Source organism: Clostridium sp. Marseille-P2415 (assembly GCF_900155545.1).
Lineage (GTDB): Bacteria > Bacillota > Clostridia > Lachnospirales > Lachnospiraceae > Lacrimispora.
Window position 1 is genome coordinate 443,169 of record NZ_LT732525.1, and the last position, 23,765, is coordinate 466,933.

The 23,765-nt window shown below is 47.4% G+C and carries 19 protein-coding genes and 1 pseudogene; 9 read left to right on the plus strand and 11 right to left on the minus strand.

Annotation, left to right across the window (positions count from 1 at the left end; all coding sequences use genetic code 11):
* Positions 1–26: 26 nt before the first annotated feature.
* The 8 genes and pseudogenes from BQ9856_RS02175 to BQ9856_RS02210 all read left to right on the plus strand — a co-directional run.
* Positions 27–254 (plus strand): annotated as a pseudogene (locus BQ9856_RS02175) (carbon starvation CstA family protein); the annotation flags it as partial.
* 55 nt (positions 255–309) lie between these two features.
* Positions 310–1,587 (plus strand): histidine kinase, encoded by a 1,278-nt coding sequence (locus BQ9856_RS02180; protein WP_235839101.1) that lies wholly within the window; start codon positions 310–312, stop codon positions 1,585–1,587.
* Between the two features lie 13 nt (positions 1,588–1,600).
* Positions 1,601–2,344 carry a LytR/AlgR family response regulator transcription factor gene (locus tag BQ9856_RS02185; protein WP_077609511.1) on the plus strand — a complete coding sequence of 248 codons (744 nt, stop codon included), beginning with the start codon at positions 1,601–1,603 and terminating at the stop codon, positions 2,342–2,344.
* A gap of 145 nt (positions 2,345–2,489) precedes the next feature.
* Positions 2,490–3,929: a carbon starvation CstA family protein gene (locus BQ9856_RS02190; RefSeq protein ID WP_077609512.1), complete on the plus strand. Its 1,440-nt coding sequence runs from the start codon at positions 2,490–2,492 to the stop codon at positions 3,927–3,929.
* Between the two features lie 253 nt (positions 3,930–4,182).
* A complete protein-coding gene (locus tag BQ9856_RS02195; protein WP_077609513.1) occupies positions 4,183–5,724 on the plus strand; it encodes a DUF1538 domain-containing protein in 1,542 nt (513 codons plus the stop codon).
* Positions 5,708–6,415, plus strand: coding sequence for a hypothetical protein (locus BQ9856_RS02200; RefSeq protein WP_077609514.1), 708 nt, complete (start codon positions 5,708–5,710; stop codon positions 6,413–6,415). Before BQ9856_RS02195 ends, BQ9856_RS02200 begins: the two co-directional genes overlap by 17 nt.
* A gap of 85 nt (positions 6,416–6,500) precedes the next feature.
* Positions 6,501–6,884 (plus strand): BlaI/MecI/CopY family transcriptional regulator, encoded by a 384-nt coding sequence (locus BQ9856_RS02205; RefSeq protein WP_077609515.1) that lies wholly within the window; start codon positions 6,501–6,503, stop codon positions 6,882–6,884.
* Between the two features lie 2 nt (positions 6,885–6,886).
* Positions 6,887–8,683, plus strand: a complete 1,797-nt coding sequence (locus BQ9856_RS02210) for a BlaR1 family beta-lactam sensor/signal transducer (RefSeq protein WP_077609516.1) — start codon at positions 6,887–6,889, stop codon at positions 8,681–8,683.
* Between the two features lie 48 nt (positions 8,684–8,731).
* Here the strand turns inward: BQ9856_RS02210 and BQ9856_RS02215 are convergent, their stop codons facing one another.
* The 4 genes from BQ9856_RS02215 to BQ9856_RS02230 all read right to left on the minus strand — a co-directional run bounded on the left by BQ9856_RS02215 (position 8,732) and on the right by BQ9856_RS02230 (position 14,695).
* Positions 8,732–10,849 carry a penicillin-binding transpeptidase domain-containing protein gene (locus BQ9856_RS02215; RefSeq protein ID WP_077609517.1) on the minus strand — a complete coding sequence of 706 codons (2,118 nt, stop codon included), beginning with the start codon at positions 10,847–10,849 and terminating at the stop codon, positions 8,732–8,734.
* A gap of 12 nt (positions 10,850–10,861) precedes the next feature.
* Positions 10,862–13,726 (minus strand): penicillin-binding transpeptidase domain-containing protein, encoded by a 2,865-nt coding sequence (locus tag BQ9856_RS02220; RefSeq protein ID WP_077609518.1) that lies wholly within the window; start codon positions 13,724–13,726, stop codon positions 10,862–10,864.
* Between the two features lie 297 nt (positions 13,727–14,023).
* Positions 14,024–14,374 (minus strand): DUF2085 domain-containing protein, encoded by a 351-nt coding sequence (locus BQ9856_RS02225; protein WP_077609519.1) that lies wholly within the window; start codon positions 14,372–14,374, stop codon positions 14,024–14,026.
* Between the two features lie 21 nt (positions 14,375–14,395).
* Entirely contained in the window at positions 14,396–14,695 is a 300-nt protein-coding gene (locus tag BQ9856_RS02230) for a zinc-ribbon domain-containing protein (RefSeq protein ID WP_077609520.1), read from the minus strand.
* A gap of 1,103 nt (positions 14,696–15,798) precedes the next feature.
* Between BQ9856_RS02230 and BQ9856_RS24430 the strand changes: the two genes are divergently transcribed.
* On the plus strand, positions 15,799–15,948 hold the full coding sequence (locus tag BQ9856_RS24430; RefSeq protein ID WP_159441922.1) for a hypothetical protein: 150 nt from the start codon (positions 15,799–15,801) through the stop codon (positions 15,946–15,948).
* Positions 15,949–15,960: 12 nt separating this feature from the next.
* Here the strand turns inward: BQ9856_RS24430 and BQ9856_RS24435 are convergent, their stop codons facing one another.
* From BQ9856_RS24435 to BQ9856_RS02270, 7 genes are all read right to left on the minus strand, one after another.
* Positions 15,961–16,131 (minus strand): hypothetical protein, encoded by a 171-nt coding sequence (locus tag BQ9856_RS24435; protein ID WP_159441923.1) that lies wholly within the window; start codon positions 16,129–16,131, stop codon positions 15,961–15,963.
* A gap of 10 nt (positions 16,132–16,141) precedes the next feature.
* Positions 16,142–16,822, minus strand: a complete 681-nt coding sequence (locus BQ9856_RS02245) for a rhamnogalacturonan acetylesterase (RefSeq protein ID WP_077609523.1) — start codon at positions 16,820–16,822, stop codon at positions 16,142–16,144.
* The gene (locus BQ9856_RS02250; protein ID WP_077609524.1) at positions 16,776–18,578 is read right to left on the minus strand and encodes a family 43 glycosylhydrolase; all 1,803 of its coding nucleotides are present in this window, start codon (positions 18,576–18,578) and stop codon (positions 16,776–16,778) included. Before BQ9856_RS02250 ends, BQ9856_RS02245 begins: the two co-directional genes overlap by 47 nt.
* Positions 18,529–20,061 (minus strand): glycoside hydrolase family 43 protein, encoded by a 1,533-nt coding sequence (locus BQ9856_RS02255; RefSeq protein WP_442855461.1) that lies wholly within the window; start codon positions 20,059–20,061, stop codon positions 18,529–18,531. The genes BQ9856_RS02250 and BQ9856_RS02255 overlap by 50 nt, the downstream gene beginning before the upstream one ends.
* Positions 20,062–20,181: 120 nt before the next feature.
* Positions 20,182–21,018, minus strand: coding sequence for a carbohydrate ABC transporter permease (locus tag BQ9856_RS02260; protein ID WP_077609526.1), 837 nt, complete (start codon positions 21,016–21,018; stop codon positions 20,182–20,184).
* 14 nt (positions 21,019–21,032) lie between these two features.
* On the minus strand, positions 21,033–21,992 hold the full coding sequence (locus tag BQ9856_RS02265; protein ID WP_077609527.1) for an ABC transporter permease: 960 nt from the start codon (positions 21,990–21,992) through the stop codon (positions 21,033–21,035).
* Positions 21,993–22,008: 16 nt separating this feature from the next.
* The gene (locus tag BQ9856_RS02270) at positions 22,009–23,580 is read right to left on the minus strand and encodes an extracellular solute-binding protein (protein WP_077609528.1); all 1,572 of its coding nucleotides are present in this window, start codon (positions 23,578–23,580) and stop codon (positions 22,009–22,011) included.
* Positions 23,581–23,765: the final 185 nt, after the last annotated feature.

Below are 23,765 nucleotides of genomic sequence, written 5' to 3' on the forward strand. Positions count from 1 at the left end.
CATAATATTTTACAGGAGGTATGAATATGATAAGTTTCTTTGTTTGCCTGGCGCTGCTGATCATCGGCTTCTTGACCTACAGCAAGGTTACGGAAAAGGTTTTCGGTCCGGATGACAGAAAGCCCCCCGCTCTGACCATGACAGACGGAAGTGATTATGTACCAATGGGAACCCCCAGAATCTTTCTGATCCAGCTTTTGAACATTGCAGGTCTGGGGCCCATTTTCGGAGCTTTGGCAGGGGCCTGCTGGGGGNAAGATAAACAGTGCCGGTATCTTTCTGATCACCGCACTTGTAGAAACGGGACAAATGGGGATCATACTTCTGATCTCCAGACCGTTTCAGGCAGCCATGCAGCTGGTGGAGGTGATCGCATTTCCCATGATCATCATGAACGCACTGGGCATGATCATCTTTTTAGGTACCTTTAACATGGTATTTATGGAAGAGGACAGCCAGTTCGCCGAGAAAATGCGTCTGGCGCTGGGAATCGTGGAGCAAAGCCTGCCCCATTTGCGTAAGGGCTTATACAGCACTGCAGATATGGAGGCTGCTGCGGAAATCATTTATCAATCCACTTCCTGTGCCGCCGTATTGATCACTGATACCAGGAAAATCCTCGCCATGAAAGCCGATGCAGGCTTATGCGCATTAAAGGGGGATTCCATTCTGGTCCCTATTCTGGAATCCCTCCGGGATTTAAAACCAACCATATTCGATTATGCAGAAAAAGACGACCCTTTTTATCCCATATTAAAAAACCATATGATCGTGGCCGCTCCCATGGTCGAGACGGACCATCCCATCGGCAGCCTGACCATGGTGGTAAAAAAACACTGGCACAATTCCCGGTCAAACTTAAATTTTGCTTCTGAGCTGGCCCGGCTTTTCTCCACCCAGCTGGAGCTTTCTTATCTGGAATACCAGAAAAAACTGCGGCGCAAGGCGGAGTTTAAGGCCTTGCAGTCTCAGGTAAACCCGCATTTTTTATATAATTCGCTCAATACCATCTCCTACATCAGCCGGGAAAATCCGGACAGAGCCAGAGAGCTTCTCCTCTCCCTTTCTTCTTACTACCGGCAGACTTTAGAAAACGACCAGTATATGCTGAACCTTCACACAGAGCTTTCTCATATTTCCAGCTATCTGGACCTTGAAAAAGCAAGGTTTGAAGAAAAGCTCCGTGTAGTGATCGACGTGGAGGATGGCATAAACTGCATGGTTCCCTCCTTCATTCTCCAGCCCCTGGTGGAAAATGCCATCCGGTACGGTGCCGATCATAAGGGAAACCGGCTGGTATCCATTCATGCCCATACCATGGACGACAAGATCGAAATAGCGGTTTCTGACAATGGAATGGGATTTCCCCGGGATATCCCTAAGCAGCTGTATGCAGGGGAGAGCTATGGAGGTGTAGGGCTGGAGAACGTACATAAGCGGTTAAAGAGCATCTACGGACAGGATAACGGACTTCATATCGAAAGCTCTGTAAATGGCTCCAGAGTCTTTTTCCTGATACCTGCGGCAGTCTCAGAATCCAGGTATGGAGAGGAGCTTGCCGCAACTGCTCATCAAAAAATAGTTTAATGGAGAGGTTATTATGAAAATTGCAGTGATCGATGACGAGCGTCCTGCCCGAAAAGAACTGATTCATCAGATTTTGTCCATTTTCCCGGACAGCCGGATCAAAGAGGCTGACAGCGGAGCTGCCGCCCTTGAGCTTCTCGAAAATCATTCCTTTGACCTGCTGTTTCTGGACATAAACTTAAATGATATGGAAGGAACTACGCTGGCTGCGGCTGTAAAGCGCATGCTTCCGGATGCCCAGATCGTTTTTGCTACGGCCTATTCCCAATATGCGGTGAAAGCATTTGAGCTGGGTGTAAATAATTATATCCTTAAGCCCTTTGATCCGGAAAGAGTGCGCCGGGTCCTTGAAAAATGCAGCAGGGATTTAACCAGGCTGCACACAGAAAAATCCCAGGCAGATAACAGGCTCCCGTCTTTTCCCTCCAACCGGATGCCCATCTGCGTGAACCGGACCATCTTCCTGCTGGACATCAGCCAGATCGTATACATTGAGACCTGCTTAAGGAGCTGCATCATACATACCGTCTCTAAGGATTACACGGAAAACCAGCTTTTGGGAGAATACGAAAAGCGGCTGGCCCCTTACGGCTTCTGCCGCATCCACAAAAGCTTTCTGGTCAATTTAAATTACATTGCGGAAATGTTTCCCTGGGCCAGCAACAGCATGGCAGTCAAGATGCAGGGCTTTGAACAAAATATCCTTCCTGTCGGAAGGGAAAAAGTCAAACACCTAAGGCAGCTCATCGGAATTTAAACGCTTCCTGCCTGTTTATGAATATCATTCTGCCGTTTGTGCAATTAGTACTTACGTTCATGCAAATATCATTTATTTTTGTGCATATTATAGTATAATCGGTAGGTAAGAATGGTTTTCATAATATTTTACAGGAGGTATGAATATGATAAGTTTCTTTGTTTGCCTGGCGCTGCTGATCATCGGCTTCTTGACCTACAGCAAGGTTACGGAAAAGGTTTTCGGTCCGGATGACAGAAAGCCCCCCGCTCTGACCATGACAGACGGAAGTGATTATGTACCAATGGGAACCCCCAGAATCTTTCTGATCCAGCTTTTGAACATTGCAGGTCTGGGGCCCATTTTCGGAGCTTTGGCAGGGGCCTGCTGGGGGCCAAGCGTATTTCTCTGGATCACCTTAGGCACCCTTTTAGGCGGAGGCGTCCACGACTATATGGTAGGCATGATGTCCATGCGCCATAAGGGTGCCAGCGTTTCCGAGCTTACAGGGACCTATTTGGGCAATACCATGAAGCAGGTCATGCGTGTGTTCTCTGTTGTCCTGCTGGTCCTGGTGGGGGTCAGCTTCTCGACCGGCCCTGCGAATCTGCTGGCTATGCTGACTCCGGATGTGCTTGATTCCCGTTTCTGGCTTGCTGTCGTACTGATCTACTATTTTATCGCGACTTTTGTCCCTATTGACAAGGTTATCGGTAAGATTTACCCGTTTTTTGGTATCTGTCTGATCGTTATGGCGCTGGGGGTGGGAGGTTCCATTCTTTTAAAAGGTTACCATATTCCTGAAATCACCTTATCAAACCTTCATCCGTCAGGAACTCCTATTTGGCCTACCATGTTCATATCCGTTGCATGCGGCGCTATTTCCGGTTTCCATGCGACCCAGTCTCCGCTCATGGCGCGCTGCCTCACCAATGAAAAGGACGGCCGCACGGTGTTTTACGGAGCAATGGTGGCAGAAGGCGTAATCGCCCTGATCTGGGCGGCTGCAGGCGTTGCTTTCTACAACGGCACCGGCGGCCTTTTGACAGCACTTGGCAACGGGCAATCCAGCGTAGTTTATGAAATCTGCTTTAAGCTTTTAGGACCGGTGGGTGCGGTCATCGCTATGATCGGAGTGATTGCCTGCCCCATTTCTTCTGCTGATACCGCTTACAGAAGCGCCAGACTGACCCTGGCCGACTGGTTCCAAATGGATCAGAAGCCCGTAAAAAACCGGCTGATCCTTACGGTTCCGCTTCTGGCGATCGGTTCCGTACTGACTCAGTTTGATGTGCAGATCGTATGGAGGTATTTCTCCTGGAGCAACCAGACCCTGGCCATGATCGCGCTGTGGTCCGCAAGCGTGTACTTATACCGGCGGAAATGTTTTTACTGGATCACAGCTCTTCCGGCTGCCTTTATGTCAGCGGTATCCTGTACTTATATCCTGATTGCAAAAGAAGGATTCCGGCTTTCCACCGGCATTGCCTATCCGATCGGTATCCTGTTTGCGGCTGCCTGTCTCGGAATTTTTATTTATACCTGCGTTCTGGGTAAAGGGAAGAATCATTCCTCCCTCGCAGCAGAGGATAAACCTGCAGCATAATACACAAAGAGCTGCCCTGGCGGACCACGGTCCGCGGGCAGCTCTTTTTCCATATCATTTCCATCCTATGCTTTTTTGAAACCGGATGATATCTTAACAAAGCTCTAACAAACTTTTAGTTGCATCCGCAACTATTTCTGTGTTAAACTATAAGTAATCTGACAGAGCCTGCAGGCTCAGGCACAATTCTGTGCCGGTTATCATTCTTAAGAATCCCTATCATATTAGAAAACGGACAACAGGAGGTATATACTTGAATCAAAAGTTAAAAGAAAAAATCATTGAATCCCTATCATCTGTCCTGCCCGTTACATGCATCGTGCTGGTATTGTGCATAACGATTACCCCTATGCCGCTGGATCCTCTGATGCTGTTTCTGGTAGGAGCAACTCTATTAACCGTCGGAATGGGCTTTTTTACACTGGGTGTGGATATGTCCATGATGATCATCGGAGAAAAAACGGGTGCCCATCTGGCAAAATCCAGGAAATTGCCTCTGATTGTTTTTGCATGCTTTATTATTGGTTTTATCATTACCATTGCCGAACCGGATCTCCAGGTCCTGGCCGGACAGACGCCGGCCGTGCCTGATATGGTGCTCATTCTCTCCGTGGCTGCAGGCGTAGGATTATTCCTCGCACTGGCATTTTTAAGAACACTGTTTGGCTGGAGTTTGTCCCATATTCTTATGGTTTGCTATGCCATACTCTTTGTGACCGCTTTTTTTGTTCCGAAAGAATTCCTGGCTGTGGCCTTTGACTCCGGCGGCGTTACGACCGGACCGGTCACGGTACCGTTTATCATGGCTCTGGGCGTAGGACTTTCCACGATCGGCCGGGGCAAAAATTCAGACAGCGACAGCTTCGGGCTGGTGTCCCTCTGTTCTGTGGGACCGATCCTTTCCGTCATGATCCTGGGGCTGGCCTATGAGTCTTCTGCAAGCAGCTATGAGCCCATGGTGATTCCATCCATCAACAATTCCCAGGACCTCTGGCTGGCATTCCAGCATAAATTTCCTGATTATGCAAAGGAAGTCTTTCTGGCGCTCCTTCCCATTCTGCTGTTCTTTCTCATTTTTCAGTTTTTCTTTCTGAGGCTAAGGAAAAGACAGGTGATTAAAATCCTGATCGGCATGATGTACTCTTATATAGGGCTGACCCTATTCCTAACCGGAGTCAATGTTGGATTCATGCCGGCCGGCAATTACCTTGGACAGCAGCTTGCAGCCCTTCCTTACAATTGGATCATGATACCCATCGGTATGCTCATCGGTTACTTTATCGTAAAAGCGGAGCCTGCCGTACAGGTGTTAAACAAACAGGTAGAGGACATCACAGGAGGTTCCATCTCGGAAAAAACCATGATGACCGGATTATCCATTGGCATGTCCATCTCCCTCGGATTATCCATTCTAAGGGTCATGACAGGGCTTCCTCTTCTGGCTCTTCTGCTTCCCGGCTACGCACTGGCACTGGGACTGTCCTTCGTGGTCCCGCCGATATTTACGTCCATTGCATTTGATTCGGGAGGTGTGGCTTCCGGTCCCATGACAGCCACCTTTCTGCTTCCATTCGCCATGGGAGCCTGCGAAGCCCTGGGAGGAAATATTGTGACCGATGCCTTTGGAATCGTGGCCATGGTCGCCATGACCCCCCTCATCATCATTCAGCTGATCGGGGTTTCTTACAATTATAAGACAAAGAAAGCCGGCGTTCCCGCAGGCATGCCGCCGCTCGATATGGACATGGAATTTATCGAATTAGGAAAGGAGGAGGCTGATGACTTCGAATCATAAAATAAACTGGATCACCGTTATCGTAGACCGGGGAAAAGGAGAAAAAGCAGCTTCTGTCTTCAAAGAACATCATCAGGAATTGCTTCTCATCATCAGAGGCCACGGGACTGCAAGCTCCGCGGTCAAAGACTGCCTGGGACTTGATGAACCGGAAAAAGACCTGGTGATCGGCATAGCCGGGAAAACAGCTTCCGAACGCTTATTAACCGCTCTCCATGACAGACTGGAGCTCGGAAAGCCGGGATACGGCATTGTGTTTACCATCCCCCTGTCAGGAATCAGCGCCGCTGCTTCCAGGCTGCTGGAAAGCCGGACAGAAGGGGAGCCGCCCACATCTACAGATTATCTCAAGGAGGATTGCTCTATGCCAGATACGATCAGATATGAACTAATAGCTTCTGTTATCAATACGGACCTTTCAACCCCCATTATGGAGGCTGCCAGAAATGCCGGCTGTAAGGGCGGAACGCTGGTAAAAGCGAGAGAACTGGGCACGGATACTTCAAAAAAACTTTTTGGGCTGACCCTCTCCAATGAAAAGGAAATTCTGTTAATCCTGGTCCCTGAAACCGATAAACAGGCGGTACTGAAATCCATCTGCGAAACGGTATTAAAAGAAACCGGGGAACATGCCATTGCCTTCTCCCTTCCGGTAGATGAAGTAGCCGGTCTCAGCACACCTGTAAAATAAAAGGAGGAGCGGCAGCTCCCATTGACATGCCGGCTCCATGCTCTTATAATGTTCTTATTACACTTGTAAGAACAGGAGATCATAAATGAATCATCTGCCGCAAATTTCCGAAGCAGAGTATGAAGTAATGAAGATATTATGGAGCTATGCCCCCATCAGTACCAACGAAGTGACGGACAAATTGGCAAAGACCACCGACTGGAACCCCAAGACCATTCACACGCTGCTAAAGAGACTGGTCCGGAAGGGAGCCATCACCTATCAAAAGGAAGGCCGTGTTTTTGTCTATACCCCGCTTCTGGAAGAAAAAGAATACTTAAAAAAAGAAAATGACCATTTTTTAAACCGCTTCTACAATGGCAAGATTTCCGGTATGGTAACCAGCTATATCAACAGTGACCATGTGTCAAACGAGGATCTGGCAGAACTAAGAAAACTTCTTCTTAACAGGCATGAGGAGGAAAATTGATTATGCTCTTTTCACTTATGGCACGCCTTTCTCTAAACAGCATGGTCCTGACCGTTCTGCTTGCCGCACTCCTGCTGATCAGGAAAGTATTCAGGCATCATCTGACCGCAAGAACCCAATACAATCTTTGGTTTCTCTTCCTCTTTGTACTGACTGTCCCATTTCTGCCCTGTTCTTTTCTTTGTCCGGGACATGCTTATAAGCTGCTTGGGTATCTTGGCGGTTCCTTTCCGTCTAAGAATGCCGAAACCATAGCGTCAGCCTATAAAACCGCAGCCGCCACCGAAAGTCTCCTTCAGGATTTTTCAGTTTCCGTAAGCCGCATGGCCCCTCCGGTCCTTCCATCTGCCGTAATCGGCATTTGGATCGCCGGTATGGCATGGATGGCCGGTTTTACCGCTCATTCCAACCGGAAAATCAGGCAGCTGAAAAAATCCTCTCTTCTCCTTCAGAATAAACAGATACGGGACTTATATACAAAATGCATGGAAGAGTCCGGAATTAAAAAAGAGATTCCTGTCTATAGCAGTGCCTATTTAAAAGCTCCCATTGCAGTTGGGTTGTGGAAGCCCTGCATCATTGTTCCCATCCACATGCTTTCGGAGCTTTCCCAAAAGGATATCCGTTATATCCTTCTCCATGAGCTTTTGCACTGCAAACACAAAGACCTTCTGGTAAACAGGCTTATGGCTCTGGCACAGATCATTTACTGGTTCCACCCGCTCGTCTGGTTTGCCCTCAATGAAATGCGCAGCGACCGGGAGATCGCCTGTGATTCATCGGTCCTGTCCCTGCTGGATCAGGACAGCTATCTGGATTATGGAAACACGCTGATTAATTTTGCAGAAAAAATCTCCCGCTTTTCCTATTCTGCAGCCGGAATAGGCGGCTCCGGAAAGGAAATAAAAAAGCGCATCTTAAACATTGCCGGTTACCGCAGGGAATCCAGGTGGTGTAAGATAAAAAGCAGATTCCTCTTTACCGCCATTGCAGTGCTGGTACTTGGCTGTACTCCGGCGCTGTCCGCAAACGCCTATACCGGTACGGAATATGATTTTTCCGCAGAAAATGTAACAGCACTGGATTTAACCTCCTATTTCTGCGGATATAAAGGCAGTTTTGTTCTGTACGGATTAAATTCAGGGCGTTACTGCATTTATGACCGGGAAGCCGGAACAAGGAGAGTTTCCCCGGATTCCACTTACAAAATCTACAGCGCCTTAGCTGCCCTGGAAAATGGAATTATAACACCGGCCTCTTCCTCGCTTAACTGGGACGGAACCAGATACCCTTTCGAAGCCTGGAACCATGACCAGACTCTCGGCAGTGCCATGGAGCATTCGGTCAACTGGTATTTTACTTCGCTGGATGAAAAAACCGGACTTTCCGGCTTAAAACGATACCTGGACCGCATCGGTTATGGCAACAGAGACTTATCCGGCGGCCTGGGGCGTTACTGGCTCGAATCCTCCTTAAAGATTTCACCGGTGGAACAGGTGGAGCTGCTGGCCCGTTTCTGTCAGGGTAAGCTTCCGTTCCAGCCGGAAAATATAACGGCGGTAAAGAATTCCTTATTCCTTTCTTCCGCAGACGGTGCTTCCCTGTATGGAAAAACCGGAACCGGGAACGTGGAAGGAAAAAATGTAAACGGCTGGTTCATCGGCTTTGTGGAGGCAGAGGAGGAAACCTATGTGTTTGCAACCAACATTCAGGACGAGTCTTCGGCCAATGGAAGCACAGCAGGAAAAATCACATTGAATATTCTGAATGATAAAGGTATTTATACCCAATCACCGTAAAAAGGCTGCCACACCGGTTTGATTCCGCCGGTGCAGCAGCCTTCTTTTTTATTGTTTGTTTGGAATATAGGCATCCAATACGGCTTTGTCTTTTTTTACCACATATCCGCTCCCTCCCAAATTCTTCACATCCTCTACCATGCTGACGAGAAGAATGGGAGTCTCCAGCTTTGGATCCGTCGTAAAGACAGCGAACCAGCCGAGCTCCGTACCGCTTGTATCTCCTTTCGAGGCCTTGATCTCAGCCGTTCCCGTCTTGCCTGCAAGCTCAATATCATTTCTGTTTGCCCCACGTCCGGTTCCGTGTTCTGAGCTGATCACTTTGCAAAGGGCAGTCCTGATCCGCTCCGTGATTTCCGGGGAAAATGCGTCCGGCAGCCAGACTTCCGGCTTTGGTTCCGGCTTGTATTGCAGATACGGTTTCATGACATTTCCATCATTGTTAAACATGGTATAAAGCGATGCCAAGTGTATGGGATTTACCAGCATCTGGCCCTGGCCGTATCCGCTGTCAGCCAGCTGCACCTCGGTTTCGATCCGTTCTGTGTTGGAATACTGGGACTTAGCCACGGATATGTCAAAAGGAATATCCTGATTAAAGCCCAGTTTGTCCAGACCGGCCATGAAATCGTCAGAACCGATTTTTAAGGCAGCCTTTGCAAAATAAATGTTATCCGAATAAATAAACGCGTTCTCCAGTATGACAGGGCTGTAATCATGAAGGGTGGTAACATAGTAATTTCCCCAGCTTTCATCCTTTCTCCAGCTTAACCCTTCATTTCCATAATCCTCATTGGGATCAATGGCTCCGGTGGAGAGTCCGATCGCCCCGGTTATGGGCTTAAAAGAAGATCCCGGGGCAAATCTCTGACGGAACCGGTTGAACATGGGCTTTCTCTCGTCATCATTTAAAGACGCCCATTTTTCTTCCGACATCCCAAGAATAAAATCATTGTCGTCGTAAGACGGCGTGCTGACAAGGGCCAGCACCTCGCCGGTATAAGGATTCATGGCGACCGTACAGCTCTTATCATCTTTAAATGTTTGATAGATCTCGGTCTGAAGGGTGCTGTCAATGGTCAGAGTGATATCCGTTCCGTCTACCCGTGACTTTGCAGCCAGCGTTTTCTTGACCGTTCCATTGGAATCAACAATGGTGATCGTCCGCCCATTGGTTCCTTTCAGCTCTTTCTCAAACAATGATTCCATCCCGCTTCTTCCGATGACGCTGTCTGAAAGATAATCTTCTCCCGGATGCTTTTCCAGATCCTCTGCCGTCACATTCTGGACATATCCAACCAGATGGGCCCCGCTTTCCCCCATGGGGTAACCGCGGACCTCCGTATCTGTGATCAGAACTCCGGGTATGGCCAGGAGCTCATCCTGGAGTGCTTTATTTTTAACATCCTCCTCCCGGGGCTCCTCGGAATTTAAACGAAACTCATCCACTTTTTTTATGGTCTTTAACGGTACGAAGGAATCCTCTTTTACCCACTTGGCAGACAGCTTTTTCCCGATCCCTTCCGGGGATATCCCAAGAAGGCTCCCAAGGGTCTCCAGATCTCCGGCGGAATCCTCACTCATTTTTCCGGGAACCAGGCCAACGGCAGAGGCCGTCCCTTTTCCTGCAAGAAGCAGTCCGTTCCGGTCAAAGATACGTCCTCTCTGCGCTTTGTCCGTTGATACCCTCACCTTGTCGGAACGCTCCAGCTCCGGAAAAATCACGCTGTCACTCCATACCATCTTATAACCGAGTTTCTTTTCCTTCTGGAATTTCACCTGATTGTTAAAGCTTATTTCCCCTGCAGCACTTCCCAGGCTCATGCTGTAGCTGACCGTTGCTTCCCCGTCTTTTTCTTCTACCTGCCTGATTTGGGCGGTTATACCGGAAGCTTCTATTCCCTCGAAGATATTTTTGTACCTGGTGATAAAATCCTCCTCACTGATGTTTAAATGGCTCTGCTCATTTAACATCCCATACATGGCCTTATAGTCCGCCCTGGAAAGGCAGTCCACGTATTCCTGGAACAACGCATCCGGCTTTTTCTTTGATAACCCGATTTTTCCCTGGATACGGAAGAACAGGGCCGCTCCTGCCAATCCGGCGAGCAGGATAAGAAGTGTGCAAACGGTACTGAACAGAAATCTCCTTTTTCTACGTTTCATATAAACCTCCTGTTAATCTGTCCGCAGATTATTGGATACGCTGGAAGCAGTTCCGGTAAGGATATCAGCAGGATCTTCCAGCTGAAAATAATAATTAAAAATCTTTTTTCCTATCCCGACCACATTGCCGGAGCTGTAGCCGTTGGCGACCCGTACCGCTATGGCTATCTGTGGGTCTTCAAACGGTGCATATCCTATGAAAAGTCCGTGGTTTGGCCTGTTTTTGGCTTCCTCAGCCGTTCCGGTCTTACCGGCTGCATTGATTTTTAAGTCTTTTAAGGAAGCATTGGTTTTTACCAGCTCATTCATACCCTTTGCCACGTCATTCCATATATAGTCCGGAAGTGAGACGGTGCTCTGAAGCTTTGGCGTGAAGGACTGGACTGTGTTCCCATCCGCATCTGTAATCTTATAAAGAAGAGAAAGATCATAACTGCTCCCATGGTTGGCCAGAGTTGCGGTATACCGCGCGATCTGTGTAGTCGTATAGTTATGGGTTCCCTGTCCGATGGAAGAGGGTATGGCGAACTGATCTGTCACATGGGGTTCCGCCTCTCCGATTTCAATTCCCGTCTTTTTATCCAGATCCAGCAAACCGGCATATTCCTGAAGCTTACTTAATCCTTTCCCTTCCGAAAACGTCCCATCCGCTTCGGTTCCTAACCGGTATGTGATTTCGGACAGATAAACGTTGCAGGAATTTTTAAGGGCATCGGCACTGGAAAGAACCGGACCGTGTCCTGCCCGCTTCCAGCAGCGCAGAGCCGGCTCTACCTTATCAAATATGCCGGTACATACCACACTGGTATCCGTGCTTATGACCCCTTCGTTCAGTCCTGCGATTACCGTTACCGGCTTAAAGGTGGACCCCGGAGCCGTCAGCTGGCTGGTTGCACGGTTAAACAGGGGCAGGGATAAATCTGCCGCAAGCTTCTGATAATAGGCCGTATCCATCTGATTTGCCAGCCGGTTGTTATCATAGCCCGGATAGCTTACGCAGGCCAGCACCTCCCCGTCCCGGGGGCTGACCACCACCGCTGACCCTGAACAGGGATTTAATGCCAGCTGGGCAGGGGTAATCTCCAGATTTTTAATTTTTCTTCGTATGAACTGCCATGCATTCAGCTGCCCGTTTAGCAGAAGGGCATAATCCGGGTCTTCTTTTGGCAGTACCCCCTGTTCATACAGGAGTTTTTCCACATCCTCTCCGGTCAGAGAGCCTTCCTCTATCATTGCCTGAAAAATCTGTAAATCAAATTCGGGATCTTCCTTTAAATCTGCTATGATCTTCTCCTCTGCCATGCGTTCCCCATTCTCAAGTGTCACGTATTTTTCAGATGTTTCCGCCTGGCTTAAGTCGATCCAGCCATTTGCTATGCAATCGTCAAGATACTGGCGGAAGCTTTTTTCCTTCCTGTCCCAGGACCCGCTTTTTTCCGAAAGAAATTTTTCTTTCCGAACAGAATTCAGCAGATAATCGTGATAGCCTTTTAACTCACTGCTTAAGGATTCATACCCGGCACCGGAGGCATCAAAGGAATCGGACAGCTCGCGGAAAACCTGTTCTTTCTTCTGAACAAATGTTTCATAGACAGCCTTCTCCAAGTCTGTCGCATCCGTTTCCTGTAATCGCCCGGTATCGATCACATGATTCTTTAACAAGGCAAAGTACACCTCATCGGATGATATCCGGATCTGGGAGGCATCGGCTGCTTTCGGCATGTCCGCCCTTTTGCTCTCCGTCATATTGGCAAGAAGGATACCGGCAATCTGCTGTTCCAGCATCTGATAAACTGCATTCTGTAAATCCATATTAATGGTTAAGTAAACATCTTTCCCGGTCTGCGCTTCCCTGGTGATTTCCGGTTCCGATTTCGGGTTTCCCACTACGTCTGTGTAGAACTGTTCCATACCATCCTGGCCCCGGAGCCAGCCTTCCATGGATTTCTCGATTCCGCCCTTTCCTATGACAGACTGGTTCGTGTAAACAGAACCTTCCTGATTTCCCTTTTCCAGTTCTTCGGCAGAAATCGGCCCGGTATATCCTAATATGGAAGAAAGACTTTCTCCTCCGTAGTAAACACGGACGCTGCTTTCCTGGATATCTGCCCCCGGCAGGCTGCGTTTCTTTTCCAATACCGCCACCATGGTCTCCTCGGATACATCCGAGGCAACCAGATATGGCAGGTATTTTCGGTATGAATTCAGGGAAAGGCCGTAACGGATATTGGCAATCTGCAGGACCTCCTTTGGCGTAAGGGACTGAGGCAGTCCGTACTGCTCCTGTTCCTTTTCTGTGTAAGTTTCTCCGATCAGGAACTTTTTTTCGCCGCATAATTCTTTCATGAGTTCTTCCGCTGTTTTGGATTTTTCCGCTTCTGTCAAATCATCCACGGAGCTTTTTCCATAGAAATCAGCTTTAAAACGGCTGAGTTTCCACCCTTCGTCGGTAAAAGCATAGTTTCCCTGTTCATCCACGGAGATGGGCAGAACCGCATTCAGCTTATCCTCATCCCGGACCAGGCGGATCAGCTGCCAGGCAATTCCATTTAAGGATCTCTGACGTTCTTTTTTTGTCCTGTAATTCTGGGAATCCTCCAGGGTGATATCATAGGAAAGCCGGTTTGAAGCAAGTAATTTCCCATTCCTGTCATAAATATTTCCCCGGCTTCCCGCAATTCTCCGGGTCTTCATAATGGAACTCATAAACTCTTCCTGGTTCGTTGCCCCTTCTATGATCTGAAGACGGTATAAACGGAAAATGAGTGCCAGAAACAGGAATCCAAAAAAAATACACAGGATCGCCAGCCTTGGAATCCGTTCCAGCAATCGGAGACTTAAAAAATTCTTATCTTTTTGTAATTTATGATTGCGCAAAATGATTCTCCTTTAATCTTACATTTGTAATATTTGATTATACACGGATTTGATTCTGCTGTAAACTTTTTTTTGTAAAATCACAGCTGCCTGCCATGCAATGCTGCCCGTTTAGAAATAATGACAGACAAAGGGCAACGCCTTTTAACAATGGCGTCACCCTTTATCTGTCACCTATTTTATATTCTTTTCTTCCGGCACTTTATTCACATTCATCTTCTTAGATTCTGATATATATTGACTCATTCCATCTTCCATTGATCCGGGACATTGTGTTGAGGTTTTGTTTCAAAGCACTCACCTGAAATGATATCCATACCAATATGTAGCGATAATACTTGCCAGAAGCAGACGACAGAGACCATACCCAAAAAACAGACCGGTCAAAAATCTCCTGATATTAGTGCTTTCATATGTGGTCAATAATTGAATCCCACCGTCCAATATCATGGGAATTAAAAAAATTACGGCATATAAGATTGGTGGGTGATACATCCCATAGGTTATTCCTGAAATTAATATCCCCGCCAATTCGCCGGTACATCTGGCACAAATAGGGAATTGCTTTCCATGCAGAAAAAATGAACGTTCCGCCCTGCAATGGCAGCCAAAGACAACCGGCAGCCATCGGTAAAAAAAACCACTCATAACAAGTACGGGCCGCTGGATTTAATAGACCGAACTTCCGATTGCACCCATAATTCCCAGTCCAAATATCAATGCATAGAAAAGAACAACACAACAGACACTGACTAAGGCACCTATACCTGCAGCTTTTGCAGTTTTCGGCTTCGTATCTTTCCAAACCAGAAATAGAATTAACCCGACGAGTGGAATGCAGCAGCCTAAAAGCCCCCAGCCAATACCGCCATTATCAACCACTTGTGGAGCAGTTACCTGGGAAACACCGCAATGCGGACATATGGCTGCTTTGTCGTCAATTTCTTTTGCACAATTTTTACAATACATCTTTTGTATCCTCCAGTTATAAATAATAATTTTCAATTAGAAGTAAGTAGAATTCATTCTAATATAATGAAATATATCATATATCAAGAGATTATTCTAGAATATTTTGCAATATTACGAAAAAACGTCAAAATTACAATTATTTCTACGATTTCTGCGTCTAATTCTACAACATCCGGTATTATTATTTCAACTGTAGGTAATTTAAATTGATTCGCATCGGTCATTTGAAACATACCAACTATATATTGCAATACTAACATTTTTAATTTCTTCGGGTAGAGAACCTTTAATTTTAATAGAGATATTGTCTTTATGGATGTCTAATCCAGGTATCAAAACTATAAAAGCATGGACTACAATGTAAAAGTGGATATGGTATACGGTTTTCCAAAAATGATCCGCTGGGCTAATGTTACACGTATCACACAAATCAGCCTGTGCAGGGTACATTTTGAAAAATTTGGTGATGTGAAACCAGTTATTATAAAAGAAATTCATGATAAACTAAAATCCTGCGGCATAATCTAAATGTTCTCTGCATATCTTAATACTGCTTACAAAAATACGTTTGACAACTCAATTATTTTATGTTATTATGACGTTGTAAACGTGGGAGATATCCCAGTAATTTTGTAAACGTGAAGTCGCCATTTATGGCGGCTTCTTTAGTTTATAAATCTAAGTATTTAACGATATGGATTGCCTGAGTCGTAGTTCCAATACGCCCCAGGCAGCCAGTGACCGTAATGTGATATAATCCCTCTTAAGTAGACAGTACAAATATAAAAAGTACTACTACTTTGGAGGAATTATTTTATGTCCAAATCTCCTTATACAATTGAACAACGTGTTCGAGCTGCAATAGATTATCTTACTATAAATGGCATAACCAGAGCCAATTATTACTATCGTCTTAGGAGAGTTCGCCAGGCGCTTTTATACAAAAAACTGGCAAATTGGGAAAGATAGTAAAATAGTCGGGCTGCATCAAAGCCTCAAGCTCTTGAATCCATAGGCATTATGCCGAATCAAAAAATAAGCACAATTCGCCAAAACGGACTTCTTGCGCTATAATAGGATTAACGAAAGTGAGGTCTATTATGGCGGTGAAGTTTACAGAAGATCAACTGAATACATTAAATAAAACGTTCTTGATTCAGATGATTCTTAATCAGCAGGAACAGTTGGAAGCTATTGATAATAAGCTTCAGTTGGTACTGGAACAGATCCTCCTTCCAGAGCCCCATTGATCACATTGGCGATCAGCAGGGCCGAAAAAGGCTGGGGACATGCTTGATCACAAAAAAGAAGGTGGAAATCAGGAACTTGTTATACTGGCCCTTGTAAAAGCCCAGAAGAACCATGACGGAATGATTCCCATACTTTTGATAACACCGGACAAAACGGTGCTCCATCTCTTCATAATTTTCCATAATCCGCTCCCTAGGAGACATCAAGTCCCGTGTTTTCCGTCCGCTCTCCCCGGCTTTCCAGGATATCCCCATAGGGGGACCCCAGTTTTTGCAGTTCATAACAGAGAAAACCGGCCATAAGGACTGCTCCCTCAGGCTTTAAATGGGTATTGTCCTTCGGCCACATAAAATAGGCCTTTGAGGCCAGGTCCCCTAAAGCTGCCAGATATTTTTCCGTAATCGCTGTCAGATCGATAACAGGCACGCCTGCCTTTCTTCCGGTCCGCTTAACCGCCTCCGGATAAGCGCCATGGCTTCCCGGCAGGAAGACTCCGCTGTCATCAAAAAGCCTTCTTGCAATAGGAGTTATGAGGACCGGCCAGGCTCCCCTGTCCCTTGCGGCATTGATAAACCGCATGAGGTTTTCCGGAAATGTAGTATCCGGATCCGTGTGCCTCGCCGGATCGTCTTTCTCATCGTTGTGTCCGAACTGGATAAAGAGAAAATCTCCTTCCTTTATCTCCTTTTCGATCAGACCCAGGCGCCCCTCGTCAATAAAAGATTTTGTACTGCGCCCATTCTGGGCAAAGCTTTTCATTTCCACGGAATCCTTTAAGTATAATAACATTGCCTGGGAAATCCCGGTCTGGGGATAGGTGGATATCTTATTGAATTTCACTGTGCTGTCTCCAGCATAAAAGATTGCTGCCATTTACGTACACTCCATACATGGCTCCTGTAAAGCGCTTGCCTTTTACAAGGCCCTCCGAACAGATGGATGTCACATCTGTCCATTGCCACAGAAGCTTTCCGTTTAATAAAAAGGTTCTCACAAGTCCGTTTGTATCCACCCGGAATGTTACCGGGCCATGAAACCGGAATGGCTTTGTTTCTGTCCTTACATAGGTATCGTCTACATATTCGGATACAAATACCCGGTCTCTTGTCACGCCGAATTTTATGTAAGTATTCTCATCATAGTAGAGGGTCACACCTGCATCCGAGGTAAATTCCTCCAATCCCTCATCGGGAAAACTCATTTCAAATTCCACGGAAAAGCGGAAATCCGGCTGGCACTTCACAAGAAGGCTCTTACACTCCCTCTGATACAGGTCCAGCCCATCCCCCCTGATCCATAAGGTTCCATCGTCGGCTTCACGGATGATCTCCGGATCTTTTGTTCTGGGGGAAAGCCATACCTCGGCTGCCTGCCCCTCAATATTCTGTCCTGGAGTTTCCGGAAACGGCAAAGCTGCCATGTAGGATGGCCCTCTTCCCCGGTTGATGACAGGCCAGCCATCGGTTGACCAGGTCATTTCATCCAGGCAGGTTTCTCTGCCTAACATTCCCCACCGGCCGTCTAAGAAGCGGGAACACAGGTATACGATGAACCATCTTCCGTCAGGTGTCCGGACCGGCTTTCCATGGCCGCAGCACTGAATGCTTCCGATCTCATCCTTTTGCTGTAAAATGGGATTATAGGGACAGTCCTCATATGGGCCAAACAGGCTTTTTGACCTTGCCGCAGTGATCATGTGGCCTTTCCCCGTTCCTCCCTCTGCAAGAAAACAGTAATAGTATCCATCCTTTTTTATTATATGGGGCCCCTCCGGCGCATGGCCGGAATGACCGTACCATATAAGAGACGGCTCTGAGAGAATCTGCTTTCCGTCCTCTGATATCTCCATGATCCGGGCTCCCCGGTTTAAAAGCATGTACCGTTTCCCATCGTCATCGGTAAAAATAGAGGGGTCGATCCCCAGTACATTGTGGATGACCGGTGTTTCGTAAGGCCCCTCCGGATTCCCGGAACTGGTGACCATCTGGGTCTGGATAAAGGGGGCATCGTCGTTCCTTCTCAAGGTGGCGCAGATATAGAACCTTCCGTTATGATAGCTGATATCCGGAGCCCAAAAGCCCCTCCCGCCCTCCAGCTCCCCTAAGTATTCCTCCGCCCATTTCCGGTCCGTCACCGCATATCCGATGCTTTTCCAGTGGATTAGATCCCTGGAATGGGAAATGGGGATGCAGGGAAAATAGATGAAACTGGAGTTGACCATATAGTAGTCTTCCCCCACCCGAACGATGCTGGGGTCCGGATGCATTCCCCTGCGCACCGGATTCCGGTAGCATTTCTCATAGGAAAAACCGCAGGCCGACTGAAAATATTCTTCAATGAGGCCCCCACCTTCCCCTCCGGTCAAACGTCTGCGGGCCAGATCATAGGGCGTCACCATGGCCTGATTGGCCCATGTGGGATCCATACCGCATTTTTCCACCAGATATTTTATAAGCTTTAAATTATTACCTTTTACTGCGTAATGAAGCAGACCGTTTCCCTCTTCATCGCAGTCCTCCGTATTGAAGGAGTAATCGATCAGACGGATCACTGCCGCCTCATCTCCTCTTTCGGCTGCTTCAAAGGCCTGTTTCGCAGCTGCTTCTGTCTTCGATGTGTATGAAATCATATTCCCCGTACCCTTCTGAAATTACATTGTTTTTGTTTGAGCTCCAGAGACAGAGCTTTGCTCCGGTCCAGGTGGCCCTGCGCAGGGAATTGGCCCCTCCTATGGGGGTGTAGCGTATCCCATCCGCAGACCAGAAAAACCGGTAGGTCTTGTTCCGGAATACTTCCACCTTAAGATAAACCGTATCCTTCTCACAGGGGCAGGAAACCTCCCGGATCTCCTTTGCCTCTCCCTCATATTCCTTCTGTATCACGGTTCCTGAATAGAGCACAAGCTGATTGCCGGTCTCCGTCTTCATCAGCCCCATGTATGCATAAGAATGGCCGATCATGCCGATAACGGCCATATCCCCTGTCTTCTTTCCCTTAAGCTTTACCTTTGTTACCGCAGAAAAGGCCTGATGTTTCGGAATCTGGGTCATGGCGTTGGGGGCATACCATAAAAGATTTTCTCTTGCCGGGTTCGCAAGACAGGAAAGCCGGATCCCGGAATGGCCCTTCAGGGAATAGAAGGAATCCTGCGGGTTTGCCTGCCACTGCCACTGAAGGCCCAGGCGGTTCCCGCTAAAATCATCGGACTGGGCAATCCGGTACTCCGGCTGTCCTTCGGCCGGAATATCCCACTCCTTCACCGGTTCTCCGATGCCATCCCCGTTTTGCTCGCTTCCTATAAAGGGCCATCCTGCGTTAAAGCACAGTGGCTGAAGATGGGTGATCCTGCCCAGCTCGATCACATCCTGGAAATGGATGAACCAGTGCCGTCCGTCGGTCCCTGTCACCCAGCCTCCCTGGTGAGGACCGTTTACATCCGTATTCCCCTGGTGCATGACGATCCGGTATTCATATGGCCCTGTGACAGATTCTGCGCGCAGAGCGGACTGCCAGCCGTTTGCCACGCCTCCGGAAGGCATCAGAATATAATAATATCCCCGGTACTTGTAAAGCTTCGGCCCTTCCGTGGTAGGCCCCAGCTGCTTTCCGTCAAAAATAGTGACCGGCTCTCCCAAGAGCTTTGTGCACTGGGAGTCCATCTCCACCAGATCCAGCCGGTGCTTGATGCCGCTGCGGCTATTTGCGTAGGCAAATACCATGTAAGCCTTCCCATCGTCATCCCAGAAGGGACATGGATCGATCCAGCCCTTAGCCGGATGCAGGCAGTTCAAGGCAAACTCTCCATAAGGATCTGCAGACCTTGCCACAAAGATCCCCTCATCGGGCAGCGGAACAAACACGTAGAATATCCCGTCATGGAAGCGGATGGACGGAGCCCAGGTTCCGGAACCATGGGAAGGTTTGTCGTATTTTTCAAAGGGAAGAGAGCGGACACAATAGTTGATGATTTCCCAGTGGACCAGATCTCTGGAATGGAGAAGGGGAACCCCTGGAAGATAGGTAAAGGAAGAGGCCACCATATAGTAATCCTCTCCCACCCGGATGACATCCGGATCTGAATAATCTGCATACAAAATCGGATTCTGATACATTGTTATTACCCCCGTTTTGAAATTTTAGTCAAGCGGATATTCGCAGTCCGCTTCGCTATTTGATTCGGTTAAATACAGAGAAAAAGGGACAGACATTCTGCCCCTTTCCCTGCCAGGCCGCTATTCCTTTACGGCTCCGATGTTGACGCCCTGAATAAAGTATTTCTGGCAGAACGGATATATGATCATAAAGGGCAGGATTGCAACGATAACCGCAGCATTTTTCACCGTATTCTCCGTTGCGCCACCAACTGCAGTCGGCAGATCACTTCCCATTATAACAGACCTTAACTTCATTTGGAAGTTGTAAAGGTTTTCATTCGTGATATAAAGCTTATAATTGGTGTAGTCATTCCAGTAACCTACGGCATACATCAGACCGATGGCCGTAAGAGCTGCCTTGGAAAGAGGAAGGACGATCCCGAAGAATATCCTCATGGGGGAACAGCCGTCTATCTCCGCGGATTCAAACAGGCTTACCGGAATTCCTTCAAAGAAATTTCTCATCAGGACCATATTGTAGACATTGATGGCCGGAAGAAGAATTACCACAAACAGGGTATTGGTCAGATGAAGCCCCTTCATCACCAGATAGGTGGGGATCATACCGCCGTTAAATATCATCGTAAACAGCAGAAGGTTTGCAAAAAAATTTCTGCCCGGCATCTTCCACTGGATCAGGACATATGCTCCCAGAGTGGAAATGGTGAGGCCGGTAAAGGTCCCCGCCACTGTGGTAAGACAGGATACCAGAAATGGCCGGTACAGAGTCGGGTTTGTGAATACGGAAATGTATCCCTCCAAACCAAACTCCTCCGGAAGCAGCTTCATACCGTAAGCTGTTTTTAAATCCAGGGAGTCGATAAGGACTTTGTAAATGGGGATAATCATGATAAAGCTTATGAGCACGAATATCAACACCAGCACATAGTCAAATGCGGTCGCTTTCTTTTTCATTTTCTTTCTCCCCCCTATACAATTCCTCTTCCGCGGACCTTGTGGCTTGCCTTATTGCAGATCAGGACAAGGAAGCAGCCTACCAGTGAGGAGGTCAGGCCCACTGCTGTGGTATAGCCGTAGTCAGGAAGAGCGCCGGAATTGAATGTTTGTGTGTAAATATAAGTTTGAAGTACATCCGCCTTCTGAACGACCGCATCATTCTGCAGTACGAATACGGATTCAAATAAGTTCATGACCTTGGCAAGATTTAAAATCAGAACCGTGATGATGGTATTGGAAAGACCTGGCAGGGTGATGTAACGCATCTGGTTCCAGCGCCCTGCCCCGTCCATGGAGGCAGCTTCGTAAAGCTCCGGGCTGATCCCGGCAAGCGTCGCCATGAAGATGATCGTTCCCCAGCCGGTATCCTTCCAGATGTTGATGATGTAAAACATCGGCCGCCACCAGTTCTGATTACCCAGAAAATAGACTCCTTCTTTTACAATGCCGAGCTTCATTAATATGGAGTTGATCAGTCCGGCACTGGTCGGAGAGAGAATCAAGGTAAAGACGGAGGCAGTCACTACCCATGACATGAAATGGGGAAGATATACCACCGTCTGGGAAAACTTTTTGAATATCAGGGATCTGAGCTCATTGAGCATAAGAGAAAGCATAACTCCCATGAAAGTATTTAACAGAAGCTTGATCACGCTTAAGGTTATGGTATTGCCGAAAGCACTCCAGAACCCTGGCATGTTAATCATCTTCTGAAAATTTGCCAGGCCTACGAATACAGGGTCCTTGATGCCTTTGTAGGTATAGAAGGCAAGCCGTATCCCAAACATGGGAAGATAATGAAAGACCACTGCAAAAATAAGGACAGGAAGAAACATCATATAAAATCCTCTGTAATAATAAACCGAAACAAGCAGAGGACGTTTATTTTCGCCTGCAGCGTTTGCTGCAGGCCTTTTCTTTATTTTACTCATACTCTACCTTCCTGAACTATTTTGCAGATGCCTGTTCATTCAGGGAATCAACGATCATCTGGGACCATTTTGCCCCGTTCTCAGCCTCAAAGCGCTTATAACCTTCTTCGATGGAGGTTCCCTGGACGACAACGTCCGCAATGATGGAGTTCTTTAACGTGGTCAAATCTCCGTTGTAGGTCGCCATTACCTCAGTGGAAGGAACGATCTGGGCCTGGCGGCAGTTTTCATTGAACATGGTCTGGGATTCCCTGGCTGATTTCTCAACAGTATCTTCCCCCGGATTATTATCCCATTTCACAATGGAGAGCATGGGATCCATGTGCTGTTTTGTATACTGGGTTCCTGGAACCTCCAGGCTTTCCTTTAAATGGAACACGCCATCCCCATATGGATTATCCAGTATTGTCTCCGCCTTTGTTGACCAGTGGACATCTTCCACACCGTAGGTCCACAGAGTCTGCATATCTCCTCCATCCAGCATGGATTCGATGAGATATTTGTACACGCCCTCCGGATTCTCACAGGCAGATGTGATTGCCCATACAGGAGGAATCCTCTCGATATAAGTACCTGTTTCCTTGAGAGGTTTCAATGCTACCAGCCCGCCGTCTTTTCCGTTTTTCTCCAGATTGCTCTTTAAATTGGTTGCCCATGTACCTGCCCAGTAAGTAAATACACCAAACTTATCCTCATAAAATTTATTGCGGCAATCCTTGCTGCCGTTGGTCAGGGTTTCCTTATCGATATAGCCGGCTGCATAGGCTTCTCTCAGCCTTGTCAGGGCTTCCTTAAAATTATCCTTTGTAAATCCGTCGTACCATACGCCGTCATCTCCCTTTATAAAGGAAGGGTATGCATCCTGATAGAATTCCGGCAGATAGTTTACAAAGGGAGCCTCTGTTCCAACGATTCCAGGCGCGGAAACGCCGTAGGTGTCCCCATTGACTCCGTTCCCATCCGGGTCGCCCTCTGTAAATGCCTTCAGCATGTTCAAATACTCGTCATAGGTTTCAGGAACCTCTAATCCGCAGTTGTCCAGCCAAGCTTTCTTTACATAGGTGATACAGCCATTTCCTCTGGTAACCGGGAAGCCATATAAGTGCCCGTCAATCTTCATATTATCAATTACATCCTCACCTGTTACACGTCCGGAAGCCTTTAACTCTGAATTCTCCCAGGCATCTGTCATGTCCCACAGCGCACCCTCCTGCGCATATCCGGTATAATAGGAAGAAGACAGAATGATTGCATCGGGCCAGTTTTCAGGACCGGAAGCAAAGGTCTGGCCAACCACATCATAGTAGGCGTCATGATCCGGCTGTATAAACTCCAGATCAATTCCGGTAAGCTCCTCCCACCTTTTTTCAAAGGCATCTCTGTTGTTAATCTTGGTTGTTACCGTTCCGTCTACCAAAACGGTAATCTTTTCCGGCTTTTTGATCTCATTTTCCGCCGTTGTTTCCCCGGTAGCTGAGCCGGAACCCGTGGTTGGTGCTTCTGCAGTCTTTGAGGCGCATCCGCTTAAGATGACAGAGGCCGCCATTGTCACGGCCATTCCAGCTGCAAGCATTTTCTTAATTCTCATTTCATACCTCCCATAAGAGTTTATTTGTGGTGCGAATTTTTTTCGCATTGCCATAATAGCATCTGACCCACACGATATCAACGCACAGTTTTACATGCCATTGTTCACTTTTTTCTATAACAGAACTTTTTTCTTTTTTTTATTGTGCAATTGATATGCTTTTCCCTTTTACCGGCGCTTTCAAA